Source organism: Mesorhizobium erdmanii USDA 3471 (assembly GCF_000472705.1).
GTDB classification, from domain to species: domain Bacteria; phylum Pseudomonadota; class Alphaproteobacteria; order Rhizobiales; family Rhizobiaceae; genus Mesorhizobium; species Mesorhizobium erdmanii.
In genome coordinates this window covers 34,034-54,007 of record NZ_AXAE01000036.1, presented here as the reverse complement: position 1 = coordinate 54,007, position 19,974 = coordinate 34,034, and the positions used below count along the sequence as shown (strand labels likewise).

Below are 19,974 nucleotides of genomic sequence, written 5' to 3'. Positions count from 1 at the left end.
GGCAGGGCGCCGAAATCTACGTCTCGGCCACGCTGGCAGGCGAGCCGATTGCCATCGAAGAGACTGAGAACGGCGAATGGGCGATGCGCTTCTATGCCCATCCGCTCGGCTTCATCGACCACAAGCACATGAAACTGGTTCGCCGAAGCGCCACACCAACCAAACCGCCTGGCGCGGCGGCGAACCCATCATAAGGGGGAGAACTGTTACCCATGTATCCGGTTCAAACTGGTACCCATCTATCGGCTGGACACCGGCAGGACAATGAGGGGCGGCGCCGGATGCTGACCAGATGGGTATGCAGCAGAGGATCGCTAATCACGCGAATTCAGCGCTGCCCCTCATCCGCCCTTCGGGCACCTTCTCCCCGTAGAACGGGGAGAAGGAAAAAGGGCGCTATCGTCCCTCGCGGTACCACATCGAACCCATCGCCAGGAGCAGCAGGCCGAGGCCGAGGAAGCCACCGAACAGCGGCACGCGCGAGACGGCCTTCAAGACGCTGTCGTCGGTGGTGCGCAGGCCGATCCAGTCGCTGCCGGAAGCCTCGCCGGCCGAGCGCACCGGAACGATGGAAGGCAGGGTCACGTCGCTGCCAGGGGCAGTGGACGAGGCCAGCCGCCGCACGCTGCCGCCGGTGGCTTCCGCCGGCGCCTTCAGCCGGTTCTCGGTGGAGACGACGTCGGCGAATTCCGGCGCGTTGACCGGCCCGACATGCGCAAGCGCGGTGAGATCGCCATTGGCGACCTGGAACAGGCCGATCTCGTTGGTCTGGACGCTGCCGAGGAAGACGCCGGGTTCGGACTTGTCGAGCTTGACGGTCACGGTCTTGCCGGAGGGCGTGATGATCTGCGCCGGGCCTGGGTCGTCGGCCATCGTCTGGCGGCGGATCTCCAGCACCATCCCGCGTCCCTCGGCGGTCAGCCGTTCTTCCTCGAGCTCCGGCTCCTTCATCAACCAATGGGCGATCCGCCTGTAGAGCTGGACATGCGGGCCGCCGCCCTCGAAACCGCGCGCCCACAGCCAGCCCTGGTCGGACAGAAGCATGCCGACGCGGCCTTCGCCCTTGCGGTCGAGCAGCAGCAGGGGCCGGTTGTCGGCGCCCTTCATCACCACTTCGCCTTGCGGATTCTGCACGCCGATGGTGCGGAACCAGCGGCTCCAATGGGGCGGTTCGGTGGCCGAACCGTCGAGGCCGCGTGTCACCGGATGACGCTGGCCGAGGTCGGTCAGGCGCGGATAGAATGCTTTTTCGACCACCTCGCCGGTCGGCATGGCCGGCAGCGCCGACATCAGCGGCGTGCGCGCGATCGAAGCCTCGCCGGCATATTCGGGGCCTGCGGCGATCAGCAGGGCGCCGCCCTTGTCGACGTATTCGGAGATGTAGTCGTAGTAGAGGATCGGCAGCACGTCGCGGTGCTGGTAGCGGTCGAAGATGATGAGGTCGAAATCCTTGATCTTCTCGACGAAAAGTTCGCGGGTCGGGAAGGCGATCAGCGACAATTCGTTGATCGGCGTGCCGTCCTGCTTTTCCGGCGGCCGCAGAATGGTGAAATGGACGAGATCGACCGAGGCGTCGGATTTCAACAGGTTGCGCCAGGTGCGCTCGCCGGCATGCGGTTCGCCCGAAACGAGCAGCACGCGCAGATTCTCGCGGATGCCGTCGACCAGCGCGATGGCGCGGTTGTTGGTGTCGGTCAGTTCGCCCGGTTCGCGGTCGATGGCGAGTTCGATGATGTTGCGGCCGGCGCCCGGAATGGTCACCTGCAATGGCATGGGCTGGCCGACGGTGGCATGCTCGACCGAGACCTGTTCGCCATTGACAGAGACACGCACATCGACCGGGCCGGTCTCGTTTTCGGTCGAGATGACGCGATAGGTCATGTCGAGCGGCTTGCCGACAAGGCCGAAACGCGGCGCGTTCTCGAAGCGGATGCGACGATCCTTTTCGTGGTCGTTGCCGGTGATCAGCGCATGCAGCGGGGCGTTGAAGTCAGGCGCGCCAGGGGGCGCGTCATGCACCTCGCCATCGGTGATCATGATGGCGCCGCCGATGCGCGACGGCGGCACGTCGCGGAAGGCGCCTTCCAGTGCGCCGAACAGCCGCGTTTCGGTACGCTCCTCGGCGGCGGCGGACTTGCCGGCCTCGACGACGCGGACGTCGAATTGCTTGAAGCGGCCGAGACGCTGCTGCAACCCGGCCAGCGCCTCGTCGGTCTGCGTGGTGCGGTCGCCGATATCCTGGCTCTGGCTGCGGTCGACGATCAGCGCGACGACGCTTTTCAGCGGCTCGCGTTCTTCGTTGAGGAATACCGGGTTGAACAAAGCGGCGGCGAGCGCCAGCAGGGCGACGAAGCGCAGGACACCGCCGCGCTGGCGAAACCACAGGCCGACTAGCGCAAGCAGCGCCAGCGGCACCAGCACCAGGGCCAGCAGCGGCCAGGAGATGAGCGGTTCGAAGGAGATCGACCAGTTCATGCCTTACCCTCTTCCTTGTGGGGAGGGTCGATCCACTCAAGTCGCGAAACGAGGAGCCTCATCCTACTGCCCCAGCCGTTCGAGCAGTATCGGGACATGCACCTGGTCGGATTTGTAGTTGCCGGTCAGCATGTACATCATGATGTTGACGCCGGCGCGGAGCGCATAGATGCGCTGCATGGGGTCGGCCGGCACGGTCGGCAGCAGCGGATCGCCATTCTCGTCGACCGCCCAGGCGCCGGCGAAATCGTTGGCGGTGATCATGATCGGCGAGACGCCGTCGCCGGTGCGCACCGGCCGGTTGTCGGCATTGCTGGCGTCGAGCGATGCCTCGACCCAGAGCGGGCTGCCGGAAAAGCGCCCGGGAAATTCCGGCAGGATGAAGAAGGACTTGGTCAGCACGTGGTCCGACGGCACCGGCTCCAGCGGCGGAACGTTGAGGTTGCCGAGAATGTCGCGCAGCCGCTCGGTCGCCGGGCTGGTGGAATCGGCACCGATGCCGTTGGCGAACTGGTCGCGCGTGTCGAACAGCACCGTGCCGCCCTGCTGCATATAGGCGTCGATGCGTGCAATCGCGGCCTGGCTCGGCATGGGGGCTGCCGGATCGATCGGCCAGTAGATCAAAGGGTAGAAGGACAGTTCGTCCTTCGAAATGTCGACGCCGGCCGGTGCGCCGGGTTCCAGCGCGGTCTTCTCGATCAGGAAGCGGGTCAGGCCCTCGAGCCCGGCGCGGCTGATCGAATCGTCGCCCGGCACGCCGGTCAGCACATAGGCGATGCGGGTCTTCGAAATCGCCTCGATTGCCGCCTCGTCGCCCGGCTTGGCATCGTCGGCGCGGGCGAAATCGGCATGGCCGAACAACGCACCGAACACAATCAGGACCGCCGCGGTGGTGGCTGCCGCACCGGCACGGCGCGGCCGGCGCGAAAACAGGCCGCCCATCCAGAACACCGCCAGCGTGTCGAGCAACATCAGCACCAGCGCCGCCGCGACCAGCGAACCCTTCAGATTGCGCGATTCGTCGAAGGCATACTGGATCGTTGTGACCGGAACGGTGACCCTCGGGCGCGCCAGCGGCTCAAACGTGCTTGCGGCGTCGAGCAGATTGTGGGCGAAGACGCCGGTCTCGGAGCCGTAGAGGCCGGGCGGGTTGTCGAAAGTCACCGGCATCGCGCCGGCGCCCGGCACAAGCGGCCTTGCGTCCGGGGTCGGCGGCACCAGCGTGCCATCGGCCGCGATCATGCGGTAGGGCGCCAGCGATGTGGCGGCGGCTTCGGCATTGGCGATCGCCGCGCCCTGGTTGCGCGACAGCTGGACGATGCGGCGCAGCATCTCGACGAAGCTGCCGGAGATCGGCAGGTTCGACCAGGTGGCCTCGGGCGTGACGTGAAACAGCACCAACGTGCCCTTACCTTTCTTCAGCCCAGTGACCAGCGGCGTGCCGTCGGCGAGTGCCGCCCAGGTGCGCTCGACAATATCGGGTGTCGGCTCGGCCAGCACCTGCCTGCTCACCGTGACTTCGGTCGGCGGCGCCAGATCGGCGAAGGGACCGGCCTTGGGGAATTCGGTGACCGGCTGCGGCGAGGTCCATGACAGCGCGCCGCCCAGCGAACGCTCGCCGGTGCGCAGGCGGACCGGCAGCAGATCGTCGTCATTGCCGCTGGCCGCCAGCCGTGAGCCGGCGAAACGCACCAGCGTGCCGCCATTGTCGACCCAGTCGACGAGCCTTTGCCGGACCTGTGCGGGGATGGTGCCGATATCGGCCATGATGATCATCGCCGGTTTCTGGTCGAGGATCTGCGGAATGGCGTCGGCGAGATCGGCGCTGGAGGGTTCGACCAGATCGGCGAAGGGCTGCAGCGCGCGCCTGATGTAGTAGAGCGGCGACAGAAGCGGCTGCGCCTGGTCCGCCTCGGCCTGCGACAGCAGTCCGACACGGCGGCGCTTGGAGCTTTCGTCGAGCACGCGCACCGCGCCGGCCTGGCGCTCGCCGTCGAGAGCGATCGAGGCGAAGTCGTTGCGCAGTTCGAACGGCACCGCCATCGTACCGGTAGCGGTGGCTTCGCCCGGTGCAAAAGTCAGCGTCGCATCGGCGATGCGGCGCCCCTTGTCGTCGAAGGCACCGGCCGTGACCTGCGCTGGCGCGGGATCGCCCGGCGCGCGGATCGCGGTGAGCGCAAAGCCGTCGACCTGGTTGTCGGCGCCGGTGAGACCGGTCAGCGAAAGCCGGTCGGCAACTGCCCAGACGACGCGGGCGGCGTTTTTCGACAACAGCGTGTTGAAGGCGGCCTCGTCGCCCTTGGCCGCCAGGCCATCGGCCAGTATGGCGACGCTGGCGCCGGGCAAGGTCTCCAGCACGCCGGCGACGCGAGCGTAGACGGCGGGCCGGTCGGTCGGGATCGGCCGCGGCTTGGCGGCGCGCAGCCGGTCGAGTGCCGCGGCGGCATCGAAGGGGCCGATCTCCGCATTGGCCTTTTCGGCGGTGAAGGCGATGATGACCGGCACGCCGTTCGAGCCGGCGTCCTTGATCAGCCGCTCGGCGGTGGCGACGCGCTTGTTCCAGTCGGCGGCACTCGCCCAGTCATTGTCGATGACCAGCGCAAGGGCCGCACCCTCGGCCGGCAGTTTTTCACGCGGATTGAAGACCGGTTCGGCCAAGGCGGCGACGATGAGGCTGGCCATCAGCAGCCTGAGCAGCGTCAGCCACCAGGGGCTCTGATGCGGCGTCTCCTCGCGCTTCAGCACCCGCGCCAGTATCTTCAGCGGCGGGAAGATCTCGGCCTGCGGCTTGGGTGGCGTCAGCCTGAGCAGCCACCAGATCACCGGCAGAGCCAGCAGGCCCCACAGCACCATGGGGGCGCCAAAGGAGAGCGGCAGCCAGCTCATGCGACCACCTTGCCGGCGCGGCCGCTACCGGCGTAGCCGCCGTCGGCGGTCATCGCCATATGCAGGCGCACCAGCGCGTCGGACGCGAGCCGATCGGTGTGGTTGACGGTGAAGCTCCAGCCGAGCCGCTTGCACCAGCCGGCCAGCTCCTGGCGGCGGGCGGTGTAGAGCAGGCGGTATTCGTCGCCAAGCGTTTCGGCGCGTCCGGCAGTCAGCTTGTCGCCGGTTTCGGGATTGGTGAACTCAGTACGGCCGGCATAGGGGAAGGTTTCCTCGGCCGGGTCGGCGACCTCGATCAGATGGGCGCGCACGCCGTGGCGGGCGAGCACGTCGAGCCATTCCATCGTTTCCTCGACCGGATCGAGGAAATCGCTGGCGATGACGATATCGCAGAAGCGCCTAATGTCGGAGAGATCAGGCTTTGCCGGCAGGTCGCCTGCGTGCATCAGCTGGGCCGCGATGCGCTCGGCGCCGTTGCGGGCGGTGAACGGATCGGTCAAGCCCGGCCAGGCGATGCGTTCGCCGCTGCGCGACAACAATTCGGCCATGGCCAGCGCCAGCACCAGCGCGCGCGACTGCTTGGACACGCTGGCGCCGGTCGATTTGTAGAGCATGGACGGCGAGGGGTCGGCCCACAGCCAGACCGTATGGGCGGCTTCCCATTCGCGATCCCGCACATAGGTGTGGTCGTCGCGCGCCGAGCGGCGCCAGTCGATGCGCGAGGAATCGCCCTCGACATAGGGCCGAAACTGCCAGAAATTCTCGCCGATGCCGCGCTTGCGGCGGCCATGCCAGCCGGCGATCACCGTGTTGACGATGCGGCGCGCCTCGACCAGCAGGTCGGGTACAAGCGAAGCCCGCAACCGGCCACGGGCGAGCGCGTCGCGCGTCGCTGCCGGAGCCTGGACTTCGCCGATGCGCCCCATCAAATCCCTTTCACGAGCTTCGCCACCACGTCGCGGACACTTGTGCCCTCGGCTCGGGCGGCGAAAGTCAGTGCCATACGATGCTGCAGCACCGGCTCGGCCAGCGCCCTGACATCGTCGACCGACGGCGCCAGCCGCCCTTCGTAGAGCGCGCGGGCGCGCGTGCACAGCATCAGCGCCTGGCTGGCGCGGGGGCCGGGGCCCCAGGCGACGTGCTTGTCGGTCTCGGCATTGCCCTGGCCCGGACGGGCCGAGCGCACCAGGGTGAGGATCGCCTCGACGACGCTTTCGGGCACCGGCATGCGGCGGATCAGCGTCTGGATCTCCTTCAGCCGTGCCGGCTGCAGCACGTTCTGGGCCTTCGCGTCCTCGATGCCGGTGGTTTCCAGGAGGATCCGGCGTTCGGCCTCGATTTCGGGATAGAGGATGTCGACCTGCATCAGGAAGCGGTCGAGCTGGGCTTCGGGCAGCGGGTAGGTGCCTTCCTGCTCCAACGGATTCTGCGTCGCCAGCACATGGAAGGGCGCGGGCAGATCGTAGCGGGCGCCGGCGATGGTGACGTGGTATTCCTGCATCGCCTGCAGCAGCGCCGACTGCGTGCGTGGCGAGGCGCGGTTGATCTCATCGGCCATCAGCAACTGGGCGAAGATCGGCCCGGGAATAAAGCGGAACGAGCGTTTGCCGGTCTCGTCCTGCTCCATGACCTCGGAACCGAGGATGTCGGACGGCATCAGGTCGGGCGTGAACTGGACGCGCCGCGAATCGAGGCCGAGCACGACGCCCAGCGTTTCGACCAGCTTGGTCTTGGCAAGGCCGGGAACACCGACCAGAAGTGCGTGGCCACCGGCCAGCAGCGCCACCAGCGTGCGCTCGACGACGTTCTCCTGGCCGAAGATCACCCTACCGACCCCGTCGCGGATCCTGGAAATGTCGGCCAACGCCTTTTCGGCCTCGGCGATCATGTCCGTTTCGCTGATCGGGCTTTCCTTGACCATCACGCTCATTCGGCTCGATCCCTTTGCTTGGAAATACCGGCCCGCACCATATCATAGGTTGCCGCGATTCGGCCTCGCGTAGCGCCTATGGTCGAACTTAAATCACAGACTTAGGCTGACAAGCGGAACAACAGTGACTATTTCGTGACGATGACGGAACACTACGAACATCGCGAACAAAGCCTTACGAGCGCCACCGAGGCGCGCGGCCTGGAGGCGTTGATCTCGCGAGCTGCGCGTGCCGGCAAGGGTGCGGCACCGGTCGAGCGCTGGAATCCGGACTTTTGCGGCGATCTCGACATGGAGATCAAGGCCGACGGCACCTGGTTCTATCTCGGTACGCCGATCGGCCGCATGCCGCTGGTGCAGCTATTTTCCTCCGTGCTGCGCAAGGACGCGGATGGCAGGACCTATCTGGTGACGCCTGTGGAAAAGGTCGGCATCCGCGTCGCCGATGCGCCCTTCATTGCCGTCGAGATGGACGTTTCGGGCAGCGGCGACGACCAGATCATCACCTTCCGCACCAATGTCGGCGACGTGGTCGAGGCTGGACCGGAACGGCCGCTGCGCTTCGTCGACGAGAACGAGACTGGCGGACTGAAGCCCTATGTGCTGGTGCGCGGCAGGCTCGAGGCGCTGGTAGGGCGGCCCGTCATGTACGAACTGGTCGGGCATGGCGAGGAACTCGAGATCGGCGGCGAGACGATGTTTGCCGTGCGCTCGAAAGGCGCTGTGTTCCCGATCATGCCGGCGGATCAGTTGAAACGGCTTAGCGCATGATGGACCAGGTGTCACCGCCGCCGTTTTCATCGGCGGATTTTCGTGCGCGCTTGGCCGCGCAGCCGGACGCGCATGCCGGCGACGATTATGGCGATCATCGCTTCAATCCGGGCCATCCGCGCCTCAACCAGGGCAAGGCGCTGCGCAATGCCGCGGTGCTTATCCCGGTGGTCGATCACGATGGCGAGGCGACGGTTCTCTTGACCAAACGGGCCGAGAAGCTGCGCAGCCATTCGGGGCAGGTGGCCTTTCCCGGCGGTACCATCGATTCCACCGACGCCAGCCCGGAGGCGGCGGCGCTGCGCGAGACCTTCGAGGAGATCGGCCTGGAGCAGGACCGCATCGCGATCATCGGCCGCATGCCCGATTATGTCGCCGGCAGCGGCTACCGCATCGCTCCGGTGCTGGGCATCGTGCAACCCGGCTTCCAGCTGACCTTGAACGCCGACGAGGTAGATGCCGCCTTCGAAGTGCCGCTGCGCTTCCTGATGGATCCGGTGAACCACAAGCGCGACAGCCGCATGTGGAACGATCTCGAATGGTTCTTCTACGACATGCCTTATGGCGACCGCCGCATCTGGGGCGTCACCGCGGGCATCATCCGTACGCTCTATGAAAGGCTTTATGCGTGAGTGTTTCGATCGCGGGCCGGGCCGACTGGCTCACCGACAAGCATTTGCAGCGCCTGCTTGCCGCCCTGGCTGAAGGCGGCGAAGAGGCACGTGTCGCGGGTGGCGCCGTGCGCAACACGCTGATGGGCCAATCGGTCGCCGACGTCGACATCGCCACCACCTGTTTGCCTGAGGAAACCATCCGCCGCGCCAGGGCGGAAGGTTTCAAGCCGGTGCCAACCGGCATCGAGCACGGTACGATCACCGTCGTCGCCGGCGGCAAGCCCCATGAAGTCACGACCTTGCGCGCCGATGTCGAGACTGACGGCCGTCGCGCCAGGGTGTCGTTCGGACGCGACTGGAAGCTGGACGCCGAGCGGCGCGACTTCACCATAAATGCGCTCTACGCCGACGCCGATGGCACTGTCGTCGACCTGGTCGGCGGCATCGCCGACATCGAGGCGCGCCGGCTGCGTTTCATCGGCGATCCGGAGGCGCGCATCCGCGAGGATTATCTGCGCATCCTGCGCTTCTTCCGCTTTTTCGCCTGGTATGGCGAGGGCCGGCCGGACGCCGAGGGGCTGAAGGCCTGCGCCCGGCTGAAGGAGGGCTTGGCGCAACTTTCGGCGGAGCGTGTCTGGTCCGAACTGAAGAAGCTCTTGTCGGCACCCGACCCGTCGCGGGCGCTGCTGTGGATGCGGCAGGCAAGTGTGCTGACCACGGTGCTGCCCGAAAGCGAGAAATGGGGCATCGATGCCATCCATGGGCTGACCAAGGCCGAAAAGGATCTCGGCTGGGTGGCGGATCCGCTGCTGCGGCTGGAGGCGATCGTGCCGCCGGACGCCGCGCGCATGCAAACGCTTGCCGAGCGGCTCCGGTTTTCGACCGATGAAGCGCATCGCTTGCGCCAATGGGCACTGTCCACTGCCGTCGAGCCGAAGACGACCGAGGGCGAACTGGCGAAAAGGCTCTATCGCGGTGACCGGCAAGGGTTTGTCGATCGGCTGCGGCTTTCGCTCGCAGCGGCGCGGGTGCGTGCTGTCGAGGACAATGAAGCGCTCCTCGAAGCGGGCGGCTTTTCGCGCCTGCTGGCCTTCGCGCTCAAATGGGAAAAACCGGTATTTCCGCTGAAAGGCGCCGATCTGGCGGCGCTCGGCGCAACGCCTGGACCAAAACTCGGTGAAATCCTCAGGAATCTCGAGGCGGAATGGATCGATGCCGGATTTGCGCCGGATCGCGGCACGTTGCTGGAACGCGCCGCGCAGGCACTCGAAACTTAGGCTGGAGCCGCTGGATTTCTGCCGATCGCGCGCGGCTTACCTGATCGCCAAGGGAGCCAGGGCGCGTGAAAGGCTTGCTTCGCCCCTGCCATAGACGGACGCGTTATAGCCGACCAAAGTGTCGGTGCGCGCCGTATTGAGAAGCTGGTTGGTAATCTGCGTCGGCGTCGCCTTGGTGAACTTGCTGCCGACGATCGCGGCGTAGCCGGCAACGATCGGCGCCGCGAAAGAGGTGCCGTAAAGGCCTGTCTTGTCTCCGGCAACCCCCACGACCAGGAAATGGCTCTGCACGGCCGTGTTCGAGCCCGCGGTGTTGGAGTACCAGGCCATGCTGGCCTTGTTCGTCGTCGTGCCGTTGCTGTTGAGCGCGCCGACGAAAATCGCGGATGCCTTTCCGACCAGGGCCAGGTCGAGATAGTCCTGCTGGCCGCCGGTGACGCCGCCCACGGCAACCGCGTCGTTGCCCGCAGCTTTCGAAACCACGGCCGTTCCCTTGGTGGCGTAGGAGATGATGGAGGCTTCCTCGGCGCTCCACCCGATCTGGCTGGGGCTGTAGCCCGCTTTGGCGTACATGCCATAGCTCAGATTGAGCACGTTCAGGCCCGGCGCCAGCGCGACCGCCGAACTGGTGGAGAAGTCCTTCGACCTGATGGCTGCCAGCGGCGCGACCATGCTGGCTTCTTCGCGGGTCCATTCGCCGTGGCGCTGCGTCTGCGTGCCAATGCCGAAATTGCCGCTGAATTTCGAGGTGCTGGAGAAGTCGTCGACAATGGTGATGGTGACGCCTTGGCCCTTGTACCCGGCGCGCCATGCGGCCCCGACATCCGGGCTCATCCAGCTTTGGACGGTCGGCGTCGTGGTGGTCGCAAGCGTGGCACTCAGGCATATGGCAGCGTTTGCTTGGCCGCCGGCGCAGAGCGTGGACAGCGGATCGGGACCGACAGCTTCCTGCGCCATCGCCATCGATGCCGGCACAAGTGCGAGGGCGGCGGCGATACCGAACTTCCAACGATTATTCGACATGTTCTTACCCCGGTTCAGACGACAGCTGCGATGGACGATCGCGAATTGCCGGAGGCGGCGCGACATCTCGCGCACGGCCCCTCGCGATCAGAAAGTAACACGATAATTCAGCCAGAGATGCTGGCTCTCCGGTTTAGCGTTAACCAGATATTTCAAGGTTTCCTCAGGTGCCATCTCGCTGGCCGCGAGACGGCAATTGACGTTGAAACTGCCCAGATCGCCATAATTGGCCTGGCAGGTCTTTTCGGTGAGCTTGCCGCCGATGGTTGCTGTAAACGACAAGGAAAGGGTGCTGTTCGGACCCGGATGCATTTGAGTGAGGAACCCTAGCTTCAGGCTGGGCGCGATCCTATACTTCTCGGCCGCCTCTCCGGTTCCAAATCCCCAAAGGATGCCGGTATCCTCGGTGATCGGGGTCAGCAGATCCACATGCATGTCGACCCAGCTTGCGTGGTACCATTGGTTGAACGATACGCGACTGCCGTTCTGGAGTTCGTAGCCGCCACTGCCAAGGCTTCGCGCCCGATCGCTGAGCAGTGATCCCTGATGGATGTCGACTATCGATGTCGTCATTTCCTGGGCAATCGCCGACCACGCCATGAGGGATGCCGACAGCACAAGCGCCGCGGTGCACAAACGCACTCGATTGCCGGACTTTTCGCGCATGCGCGAAACAACCTCGCCCCACCGTTCCGGATCAGGTGCCTAGTGGCGACGGGCTCCTCTGGCAGCCCCCTTTAGCCGGATTATCGGGCGGACAGTCGCACGGGTCGGTTACCGCAGCGTTTATTTTAGCTGTAAGAAATATATTTTTTGCGCCTGGAGAGCCAGACCGCGCCGCGTCGGAGAGGACTGGCGCAGGCGTGTCGCGTTTTTGTTTTCAGGGAGTCGTTCGCCCAAGGGATCATTGCATCTGGACGACACGCCCGCCACGGCCGCGAACACCAATGGCGGGCGCGATAGATTATGCCGCGTCGCGAACCTTCTCGATGCGCGAGCGGATCGCCTCGACCATCGTCTCCCGGATGGTGGTCTCGCCATGCGTCTCGCGCATATGCTCGACGGCGCGGCGCATGACTTCGGCCTCCTCGTCGGCGCGGGTGTGCCATTCACAGCCGGGCACGAGCGACCCGCAGTGAAATTGCTTCATCGGATTTCTCCTTTTCCTCCGGGGAGCCGGTCGAGGCTCCGCCACTTTCTTGGCTCACGGTCCGACGAGTTGAATTCCCGGACGTGAGCGGGGCGAACACTATAACACGGCAGGGGGCGGTCTGGTTGCATCAAAGCTGCGTGCGCCGCCACCTCATGTCAGGGCCAGCGAACCTCCGGCGGCAGGCTGGAGAGGATCGAGGCGACGTTGCCGCCGGTCTTCAGGCCGAAAATGGTGCCCCGGTCGTAAAGCAGGTTGAATTCGACGTAGCGGCCACGCCGGACGAGCTGTTCGTCGCGGTCGCCGTCGGTCCAGTTCTCGTTGAAGTTGGCGCGTACGAGGTGGCCGTAGACGACGAGGAAGGAGCGCCCGACATCCTGGACGAAGTTGAAGTCGGCATTCCAGCCGCCTTTGTCCTGCTCCGAATGCAGCCAGTCGAAGAAGATGCCGCCGGTGCCGCGCGGCTCGTTGCGATGCGGCAGATAAAAATACTCGTCGCACCATGTCTTGAATTTCGGATGGTCGGCGACGTCGGCATTCTTCTCGCAAGCGAACTGCATGGCGCGGTGGAAAGCGACGGTATCCGGATCGTCCTGGGTGCGGCGGCGGTCGAGCACCGGGGTCAGATCGGCGCCACCACCGAACCAGTGCCTGGAGGTGACCACCATGCGCGTGTTCATGTGCACGGCGGGAACGTTGGGGTTCCAGGGATGCGCGATCAGCGAGATGCCGGAGGCCCAGAAGCGCGGGTCTTCCTCGGCGCCGGGCATCTGCTTCCTGAATTCGGGCGAGAACTCGCCATGGACGGTCGACGTGTGGACGCCGACCTTCTCGAAGACGCGGCCATGCATCATCGACATGGTGCCGCCGCCGCCCTTGCCCTGGTCACGCTCCCAGGGTGTCTTTTCGAAGCGGCCCGGCGACCAGGAGGCGAGCGGACCCTGAAGATCGTGCTCGATCTGCTCGAAGGCGCCGCAAATGCGTTCGCGCAGCGCCTCGAACCACAGGCGGGCCTTCATCTTCTTTTCTTCGATGTCGGCGGGCAGGCCAGCCGGTATTTCAGGTCTTTCCAAGTGCCGTCTCCGGTTGTGGGCGGATCGCATCCGGTCTCCCGGACAAAATGACTCGTCTTTTGCCGGCGCGATCCCTAATCTCTTGACGGGAAGGGTCAAGTCACTTTGGTTTTGCGCATGATCCTTTCCGAAACCCGATCGCGGTTTCGGGGTCATGCGCCAGGGCAAGGAGTTGTTTCGTGCGCACCCCGGCAAGACCGCCGCTGGATGGCCTGAAGAAGAGGCTCGACCAAAGCCGTGCCGAGCGCTCACGCATGCCACGCGACGGCTTTTTGCGCGAAACCTTCGTCCTGCCGCGCTCCGATGCGCGCCTCAAGGCCAAGGAATGGTTCGAGCGTTTCCCCAAGCAGGCCTACTGGACCGAGATCGAAAGCTGGTTCGAGCGCCCGGGAGATCTGATCGAGTTCACCATCAGGCGGCTGCCCGTGGCTGATTAGCATTTCCTCGCCCCGTCACCATACGGGGACAGGATGCCGGCAGGCAGGTGAGGGGCGGCCCAAACCTTTGAATGCCAGCGCTGCCCCTTATCCGCCTTTCAAGTACCTTCTTCCAATGAACGGGGAGAAGGTAGAACCAGCCGCCTCGCGCCAACACCTTCCCTCGCCAGCCGGTCGCCCTTGTTCCTGAGCGGACATTTGTCGATCGACATGCAGCCGCAGCCGATGCAATCGGTCAATCCGTCGCGCAGCTTCTTTAGCTGGCTGATCTTCTGGTCGAGGCTATCGCGCCAGGCCGTTGAAAGCAGATTCCAATCCTCACGCGTCGGCGTGCGGCCTTCAGGTAATGATTCAAGTGCCGCTCCGATCTCGGCCAGCGAAATGCCGACCTCTTGCGCGACCTTGATGATCGCCACCCGCCGCAGCACGTCGCGGCCGTAACGGCGCTGGTTGCCTGATGTGCGGTGGCTGCGGATCAGTCCGCGCGTCTCATAGAAATGTAGCGCCGACACCGCGACGCCGCTGCGCATGGCCACTTGGCCGACCGTCAATTCCGTTACTGGAGCCATGTCCCATTTTCCGCTTGACCTCAAGTTAAGTTGAGCTTGTAGCGAAGAAATGCCGATTGGGCAAATGACAGGAGAAGGCGATGTGCGCCTGGGTGAGAATGACTGGCAAAGCCGCTGCCTTCGGTGACGGTGAGGGCGGTCCGGCCGATGAGCCGCGGATTCTATCCGAGCTGGCGGACGGCTTCGCCCGCCACCATGGCTACCGACAGCGCGACGTTGATCGAGCGCGCGGCGCCTTGCATCGGGATGGTCAGCCGCGCATCCGCCGCCTGATGGACAAGATCCGGCACGCCCGCGGATTCGCGGCCGAACAGCAGGATGTCGCCGTTGGCGAAGCTGAAGCTGGTGTAGGGGAGCGCTGCCTTGGTCGACAGCAGCACCAGCCGGTCCGCGCGGGCCTTGCGCCAGTCCTCGAAGGCGTTCCAGTCGACATGCCGGGTCAGGGAAGCCATTTCGAGATAGTCCATACCGGCGCGCTTGAGCGCCTTGTCGGAAAGCGGAAAGCCGGCCGGTTCGATGATATCGACGCCAAGGCCGAGGCAGGCGGCGAAGCGCAGGATTGTCCCGGTATTGCCGGCAATGTCCGGCTGGTAGAGCGCGATGCGGAGACGACGGTTCATTTCCGCATCCTTCTAATAAGTGGCAGATCGGCCACAGCGCGCTCGCGGTTTCGGAAATTCCTGGACCTGCGGGTGGCCATATTCTGCGAAGTCGGGTATACGACCGGCATTGTCAACCCGAACCGATGGAGGGGTATTTCATGATGACCATGCACATCCAGCGCCCCTCTCGTTGGCTAGTACGCCTGCGGGCGGCTTCGGTACGACAATTCTCCTGACTCTCTAAGACTTGATCGCACCGATTCCCGCCGAAACACCTTTTCGGCTCTCGAAGGAATCCTGCGATGTTTTTCAAAAAGTCAAAAGGGCTGAACGCCCAATCTGAACGTGTCCAGACCGATGCCTGGCGTCGTGTCCAGACCGATGCCTGGCGTCGTGTCCAGACCGACGCAATCCATCCCTCCGGCCGAACGCCGGCGGACGACCTTGCTTCGCCTTTTCATCTCTATTTTCATACGGAGGACGGACCGATGTTCGATCCCTACAGAATACCGGGCTCGAGGAGCCTGCATATCCACCGACTGCCGACCTGGGCGCTGTTGATCGGCGAGACCTATTCGTCGGCGGTTCATGCCGAAGTCCGCCGCCGGCCGCATCGCGGCATGCTGCCGGATGTCGATTTCTCGCGCGCGGTTCCGGATCCGAGCCGGCCGTCGCTGGTGCGGCGGATCATCCGGCTGATCCGGCCCGGCGCGAAAATCCGGCTTGTCGACACCGCACCGTCAGGATCGGCAAACGAGCCTGTCGGCGAAAAGCCCGCGAACCCCTATATTGCGCGAAGCAGGGCCGACGGTCCGGATGATTCCGGAGCGTCGGCCCTCGGCGCCATACGGCCCCGGGATTTCGTACGTCGCCAAGCCGCGTAAGCGGAAAACAGATTTCACAGGCATGACCCATGTTGTTGTTTAGCTGGTTTGAAAGAAGGCTCGATCCGTTCCCGGCGGCGGAACCGGTCGAGCCGCCCAAGACGCTGGTGGCCTTCTGCCTGCATTATACGCGCGGCGCATGGCCCTATATCCTTGTCGACGCGGTGCTGGTGACGGCGATCGCCATCGCGGAAGTGTGGATGTTCGGCTTCCTGGGCCGCATCGTCGACTGGCTGTCGGCGCAGAATCGCGAAACCTTCCTGCAGACGGAGGGCTGGAAGCTCGCCGCCATGGCCTTCATCGTGCTGTTCGCGCTGCCGGGCACGGTGTGGCTGCATTCGCTGCTCAACCAGCAAACGCTGATGGGCAACTATCCCATGCGCATCCGCTGGCAGGTGCACCGCTACCTGCTCAAGCAGTCGATGAGCTTCTACCAGGATGAATTCGCCGGGCGCATCGCCACCAAGCTGATGCAGACGGCGCTGGCCGTGCGCGAATGCGTCATCAAGGTGATCGACGTCCTCAACTACGTCATCGTCTATTTCCTCGGCATGCTGCTCATCGTCGGCTCGGCCGACTGGCGGTTGGCCGCACCGCTGGCGGTCTGGCTGGTCGGCTACATCCTGTTGCTGCGCTTTTTCATCCCGCGGCTGGGCAAGGTCGGCGAGGAGCAGGCCAATGCGCGTTCGGTGATGACCGGTCGTGTCGTCGACAGCTACTCCAACATCCAGACGGTCAAGCTGTTTTCCCATGCGCGCCGCGAGGCCACTTTCGCCAGGGAAGGCATGATGGGTTTCCTCGACACGGTCTATCGGTCGATGCGGCTGGTGACCGTGCTTTTCGGCACGCTCTACATTCTGAACGCGCTGCTCCTGTTCTCGGTCACCGCCATTTCGCTCTGGCTATGGATGGGGCAAGTGGTGACGATCGGCGCGGTCGCCGTTGTCATCGGCCTGGTGCTCAGGATGTGGGGCATGTCGCAGTGGATCATGTGGGAGATGTCGGGGCTGTTCGAGAACATCGGCACGGTGCAGGACGGCATCGCCTCGATCTCGCTGCCGCGCCTTGTCGAGGACAGGCCGGATGCGAAGGAGATCGCCGTTTCCAGGGGTGAGATCCGCTTCGAGGATATCGGCTTCCATTACGGCAAGCAGAAAGGCGTGATCGAAAACCTGTCGCTCACGGTAAAGCCGGGCGAAAAGGTTGGCATTGTCGGCCGCTCGGGCGCCGGCAAGTCGACGCTGGTCAATCTTTTGCTGCGCTTCTACGACCTGGAGAGCGGCCGGATCCTGATCGACGGCCAGGAGATCGCCGGGGTGAGACAGGACTCGCTGCGGGCCCAGATCGGCATGGTCACGCAGGACACATCGCTTTTGCATCGCTCGGTGCGGGAGAACATCCTCTATGGCCGGCCTGATGCTTCGGACGAAATGCTTGTCGAGGCGGCACGGCGGGCCGAGGCGCTGGACTTCATATCAGGGCTTTCGGATCACAATGGCCGCAAGGGGTTCGACGCCTATGTCGGCGACCGTGGCGTCAAATTGTCCGGCGGCCAGCGGCAACGCATCGCCATTGCTCGCGTTATGTTGAAGGATGCACCGATACTTATCCTTGACGAGGCGACCTCGGCGCTGGATTCCGAGGCGGAAGCGGCCATCCAGGAGAACCTCTACAAGCTCATGCAAGGCAAGACCGTCATCGCCATCGCCCACCGGCTGTCGACCATCGCGGCGATGGACAGGCTTGTGGTGATGGACCAGGGTCGGGTCATCGAGGAAGGCTCGCACGAGGAACTGGTCGCCAAGGGCGGGCTCTATGCCCAGCTGTGGCAGCGGCAATCGGGCGGGTTTCTGCTCGAGGACGTTCCGGCCGATGTCGCCAATGACGTGATCGCAAAGGGGCAAGCCGCAGAATGATGGCCGCCGCATGATGACAGCCATCTATCGCTGGTTCGAGAATTGGGTCTATCCGTTCAGGGAGCCGGCGAACCTTCGACCACCTGCAAGCGTCGGCGGCTTTCTCTGGCACTACGTCGGCCAGGCGAAGTTCGCCTTCTTCGCCATGCTGGTCATCGGCGGTATCGCGCCGCTGGTCGAGGCCGGCCTGTTCTACTTCGTCGGGCGGCTGGTCGACATCCTCGATCAGCTTCCGGCCGAGCGCAGCTGGCACGCCCTGTGGGCCGCCGCCGGCCCTGAACTGGTGTTCATGATCGCCGTGGTCCTGGTCATCCGCACCGTCGTCGTCGGCCTCTCGGCGCTGGTCGACGAACAGACCATCACGCCCGGCTTCTACAATCTGGTGCGCTGGCAGGCGCACCGGCATGTGTCGCGCCAGTCCTACGCCTTCTTCCAGAACGATTTCGCCGGCCGCATCGCGACAAAAGTCTGGCAGGCGGGGCAGGCGACCGGCGATTTGATGGAAAGCTTCATCGAGGTCGTCTGGTTCATGATCGTCTATACGGTGACGACGCTGGCCCTGGTTGCCGGTCTCGATCTCAGGCTCGCGGCGCTGGTGGTGATCTGGATCACTGCTTTCGGCTTTCTGGCCAGACTCTATCTGCCGGCGATTCGCAAGCATGCCGAGGCGACCGCCGAGGCGGGTTCGATGATCAATGGCCGCATCGTCGATTCCTATTCCAATGTGCAGACGCTGAAGCTGTTCTCGGCCGATGGCGACGACCGCTACATCAGGAACGGCTTCGACATCTATCTCGATGCGCTGCGCCCGTTCACCCGCCGGCTGACCGGCGTGCGGATGGCGCTGACGACGCTGTCGGGCATCATGATCACGGCGATCGGCTGCTTTGCCGTCTATCTCTGGGTCGAGGGCTCGATCACCGTCGGCGCGGTCGCCTTCACGCTGTCGCTGGTGCTGCGGCTCAACATGCTGCTCGGCCGGCTGATGATGCAGATGAACGGCATCTTGCGGAACCTTGGCGTGCTGGAGAATTCCAAGGCGCTGATCTCGCAGCCGCTCGGCCTTATGGATGCGCCTGACGCCAGGGAGCTTGCCGTCGCCGGCGGCCGCATCGACGTGAGGGGCGTCGAGTTCCACTACGGCAAGAGCTTCGGCGTGCTGAACGGCATCGACCTCGTCGTCAAGCCGGGCGAGAAGGTCGGGCTGGTCGGGCCATCGGGCGCCGGCAAGACGACACTCGCCAATCTCATCCTGCGTCTCTACGATTTGGAAGGCGGGTCGATCACCATCGACGGCCAGAACGTTGCCGACGTGACGCAGAACTCGCTGCGCGCCAATATCGGCGTCGTCAGCCAGGATACGGCCTTGTTCCACCGTTCGCTGCGCGACAACATCAAGCTCGGCATGCCGGACGCGACAGACGCTGAGGTGATCGCCGCGGCTGGGAAGGCCGAGGCGCACGACTTCATCCTGACCTTGCGCGACAACAGGGACCGCGCCGGCTACGAAGCCTTTGTCGGCGAGCGCGGCGTGAAACTGTCGGGCGGCCAGCGCCAGCGAGTGGCGATCGCGCGTGTCTTCCTCAAGGACGCGCCGATCCTGATCCTCGACGAGGCGACCTCGGCGCTCGATTCCGACATCGAGGCGGCGATCCAGGAGAATCTCACCCGGCTGATGGAAAACAAGACGGTCATCGCCATCGCCCACCGGCTGTCGACGATAGCCGCCCTCGACCGGCTGGTGGTGCTCGACGGCGGCCGCATCGTCGAGCAAGGCACCCATGACGAGCTGGTGGCGCTCGACGGGCTTTATGCGCGGCTGTGGAAGCGGCAGTCCGGCGGCTTCCTCTATCACGAGGACAGCGTGCTCGAAGAAACGCGGCCGGCGGAGTAGGCGGGATAAGCGGGTTGCCGGAAGTCGCCTATCTGCTCAAGCGGCTGCGGCCGACCACGCCGGCCTTCGACAGGCTGAAGGATGAGAGCCGGCTGGAAGGCTACTGGATGCTGGTGCGGCTGGCGGATGGCTGGGCAAGTGGCCGCAACATTTTCCACAAGCGTGGCGAGGCACTTTACGGGGCATGGCATGGCCGCGAGCTTGCCGGCGTGTGCGACTTGAACATCGATCCTTATGTCGAGGGCGGGGACCAGGGTCGTGTCCGGCACCTGTTCGTGAGCGCGCCTCACCGCCGCGCCGGCCTTGGCCGCATGCTGGTCGAGACCGTCATCGACCGGGCACGCCGCTATTTCATCATGTTGAACACCCGCGCGCCGCCGCAAGCCTTCGTTTTCTACGAACGGCTTGGCTTTCAGCGCGTGGAAGGCGAAGAATTCGTCACCCATCGCATGATGTTCGGGAAAGGCAGCTGA

Annotated in this window: 18 protein-coding genes and 1 pseudogene; 9 read left to right on the top strand and 10 right to left on the bottom strand. The window is 64.6% G+C overall.

The features are described 5' to 3' along the window. Positions 1 to 194 (top strand): annotated as a pseudogene (locus tag A3AU_RS0125565) (integrase); the annotation flags it as partial. A gap of 202 nt (positions 195 to 396) precedes the next feature. Here A3AU_RS0125565 and A3AU_RS0125560 read toward each other — a convergent pair. From A3AU_RS0125560 to A3AU_RS0125545, 4 genes are all read right to left on the bottom strand, one after another. Next, on the bottom strand, positions 397 to 2,475 hold the full coding sequence (locus A3AU_RS0125560; protein WP_027055413.1) for a membrane protein: 2,079 nt from the start codon (positions 2,473 to 2,475) through the stop codon (positions 397 to 399). A 63-nt stretch (positions 2,476 to 2,538) separates the two neighbouring features. After that, positions 2,539 to 5,361, bottom strand: a complete 2,823-nt coding sequence (locus A3AU_RS0125555; RefSeq protein WP_027055412.1) for a DUF4159 domain-containing protein — start codon at positions 5,359 to 5,361, stop codon at positions 2,539 to 2,541. Next, positions 5,358 to 6,287: a DUF58 domain-containing protein gene (locus A3AU_RS0125550; RefSeq protein ID WP_027055411.1), complete on the bottom strand. Its 930-nt coding sequence runs from the start codon at positions 6,285 to 6,287 to the stop codon at positions 5,358 to 5,360. Before A3AU_RS0125550 ends, A3AU_RS0125555 begins: the two co-directional genes overlap by 4 nt. Then, complete coding sequence (locus A3AU_RS0125545) at positions 6,287 to 7,291, bottom strand: AAA family ATPase (protein WP_027055410.1); 1,005 nt, start codon at positions 7,289 to 7,291, stop codon at positions 6,287 to 6,289. The genes A3AU_RS0125550 and A3AU_RS0125545 overlap by 1 nt, the downstream gene beginning before the upstream one ends. A gap of 141 nt (positions 7,292 to 7,432) precedes the next feature. On the opposite strand from A3AU_RS0125545, the gene A3AU_RS0125540 reads away from it, so the two are divergent. From A3AU_RS0125540 to A3AU_RS0125530, 3 genes are read left to right on the top strand one after another with little or no spacing between them, the layout of a single operon-like run. Then, the gene (locus A3AU_RS0125540) at positions 7,433 to 8,062 is read left to right on the top strand and encodes a DUF1285 domain-containing protein (RefSeq protein WP_027055409.1); all 630 of its coding nucleotides are present in this window, start codon (positions 7,433 to 7,435) and stop codon (positions 8,060 to 8,062) included. Continuing rightward, a complete protein-coding gene (locus A3AU_RS0125535; protein ID WP_027055408.1) occupies positions 8,062 to 8,694 on the top strand; it encodes a CoA pyrophosphatase in 633 nt (210 codons plus the stop codon). Before A3AU_RS0125540 ends, A3AU_RS0125535 begins: the two co-directional genes overlap by 1 nt. Then, the gene (locus tag A3AU_RS0125530) at positions 8,691 to 9,953 is read left to right on the top strand and encodes a CCA tRNA nucleotidyltransferase (RefSeq protein WP_027055407.1); all 1,263 of its coding nucleotides are present in this window, start codon (positions 8,691 to 8,693) and stop codon (positions 9,951 to 9,953) included. Before A3AU_RS0125535 ends, A3AU_RS0125530 begins: the two co-directional genes overlap by 4 nt. Positions 9,954 to 9,989: 36 nt before the next feature. On the opposite strand, the gene A3AU_RS1000000140495 is transcribed toward A3AU_RS0125530, so the two are convergent. The 4 genes from A3AU_RS1000000140495 to hemF form a co-directional block, all read right to left on the bottom strand. Next, complete coding sequence (locus A3AU_RS1000000140495; RefSeq protein WP_081709671.1) at positions 9,990 to 10,976, bottom strand: S8 family serine peptidase; 987 nt, start codon at positions 10,974 to 10,976, stop codon at positions 9,990 to 9,992. An 87-nt stretch (positions 10,977 to 11,063) separates the two neighbouring features. Beyond that, positions 11,064 to 11,642: a hypothetical protein gene (locus A3AU_RS0125520; RefSeq protein WP_027055405.1), complete on the bottom strand. Its 579-nt coding sequence runs from the start codon at positions 11,640 to 11,642 to the stop codon at positions 11,064 to 11,066. A 298-nt stretch (positions 11,643 to 11,940) separates the two neighbouring features. After that, positions 11,941 to 12,126 carry a DUF1059 domain-containing protein gene (locus A3AU_RS0125515; RefSeq protein ID WP_027055404.1) on the bottom strand — a complete coding sequence of 62 codons (186 nt, stop codon included), beginning with the start codon at positions 12,124 to 12,126 and terminating at the stop codon, positions 11,941 to 11,943. Between the two features lie 158 nt (positions 12,127 to 12,284). Then, positions 12,285 to 13,199, bottom strand: coding sequence for an oxygen-dependent coproporphyrinogen oxidase (hemF, locus tag A3AU_RS0125510; protein ID WP_027055403.1), 915 nt, complete (start codon positions 13,197 to 13,199; stop codon positions 12,285 to 12,287). 179 nt (positions 13,200 to 13,378) lie between these two features. On the opposite strand from hemF, the gene A3AU_RS0125505 reads away from it, so the two are divergent. Further along, positions 13,379 to 13,636 (top strand): hypothetical protein, encoded by a 258-nt coding sequence (locus A3AU_RS0125505; protein ID WP_027055402.1) that lies wholly within the window; start codon positions 13,379 to 13,381, stop codon positions 13,634 to 13,636. 98 nt (positions 13,637 to 13,734) lie between these two features. Here the strand turns inward: A3AU_RS0125505 and soxR are convergent, their stop codons facing one another. After that, the gene (gene soxR / locus A3AU_RS0125500) at positions 13,735 to 14,205 is read right to left on the bottom strand and encodes a redox-sensitive transcriptional activator SoxR (RefSeq protein WP_027055401.1); all 471 of its coding nucleotides are present in this window, start codon (positions 14,203 to 14,205) and stop codon (positions 13,735 to 13,737) included. 161 nt (positions 14,206 to 14,366) lie between these two features. After that, positions 14,367 to 14,825, bottom strand: coding sequence for a tRNA (cytidine(34)-2'-O)-methyltransferase (locus A3AU_RS0125495; protein ID WP_027055400.1), 459 nt, complete (start codon positions 14,823 to 14,825; stop codon positions 14,367 to 14,369). 284 nt (positions 14,826 to 15,109) lie between these two features. Here A3AU_RS0125495 and A3AU_RS0125490 point away from each other — a divergent pair, with 284 nt between their 5' ends. The 4 genes from A3AU_RS0125490 to A3AU_RS0125475 are packed head-to-tail and all read left to right on the top strand — an operon-like array spanning position 15,110 to position 19,974. Then, the gene (locus tag A3AU_RS0125490) at positions 15,110 to 15,691 is read left to right on the top strand and encodes a hypothetical protein (protein ID WP_027055399.1); all 582 of its coding nucleotides are present in this window, start codon (positions 15,110 to 15,112) and stop codon (positions 15,689 to 15,691) included. A gap of 29 nt (positions 15,692 to 15,720) precedes the next feature. Then, positions 15,721 to 17,607 (top strand): ABC transporter ATP-binding protein, encoded by a 1,887-nt coding sequence (locus A3AU_RS0125485; RefSeq protein ID WP_032918115.1) that lies wholly within the window; start codon positions 15,721 to 15,723, stop codon positions 17,605 to 17,607. 10 nt (positions 17,608 to 17,617) lie between these two features. After that, positions 17,618 to 19,501, top strand: a complete 1,884-nt coding sequence (locus A3AU_RS01000000136100; protein WP_032918114.1) for an ABC transporter ATP-binding protein — start codon at positions 17,618 to 17,620, stop codon at positions 19,499 to 19,501. Between the two features lie 14 nt (positions 19,502 to 19,515). After that, on the top strand, positions 19,516 to 19,974 hold the full coding sequence (locus A3AU_RS0125475) for a GNAT family N-acetyltransferase (RefSeq protein WP_027055397.1): 459 nt from the start codon (positions 19,516 to 19,518) through the stop codon (positions 19,972 to 19,974).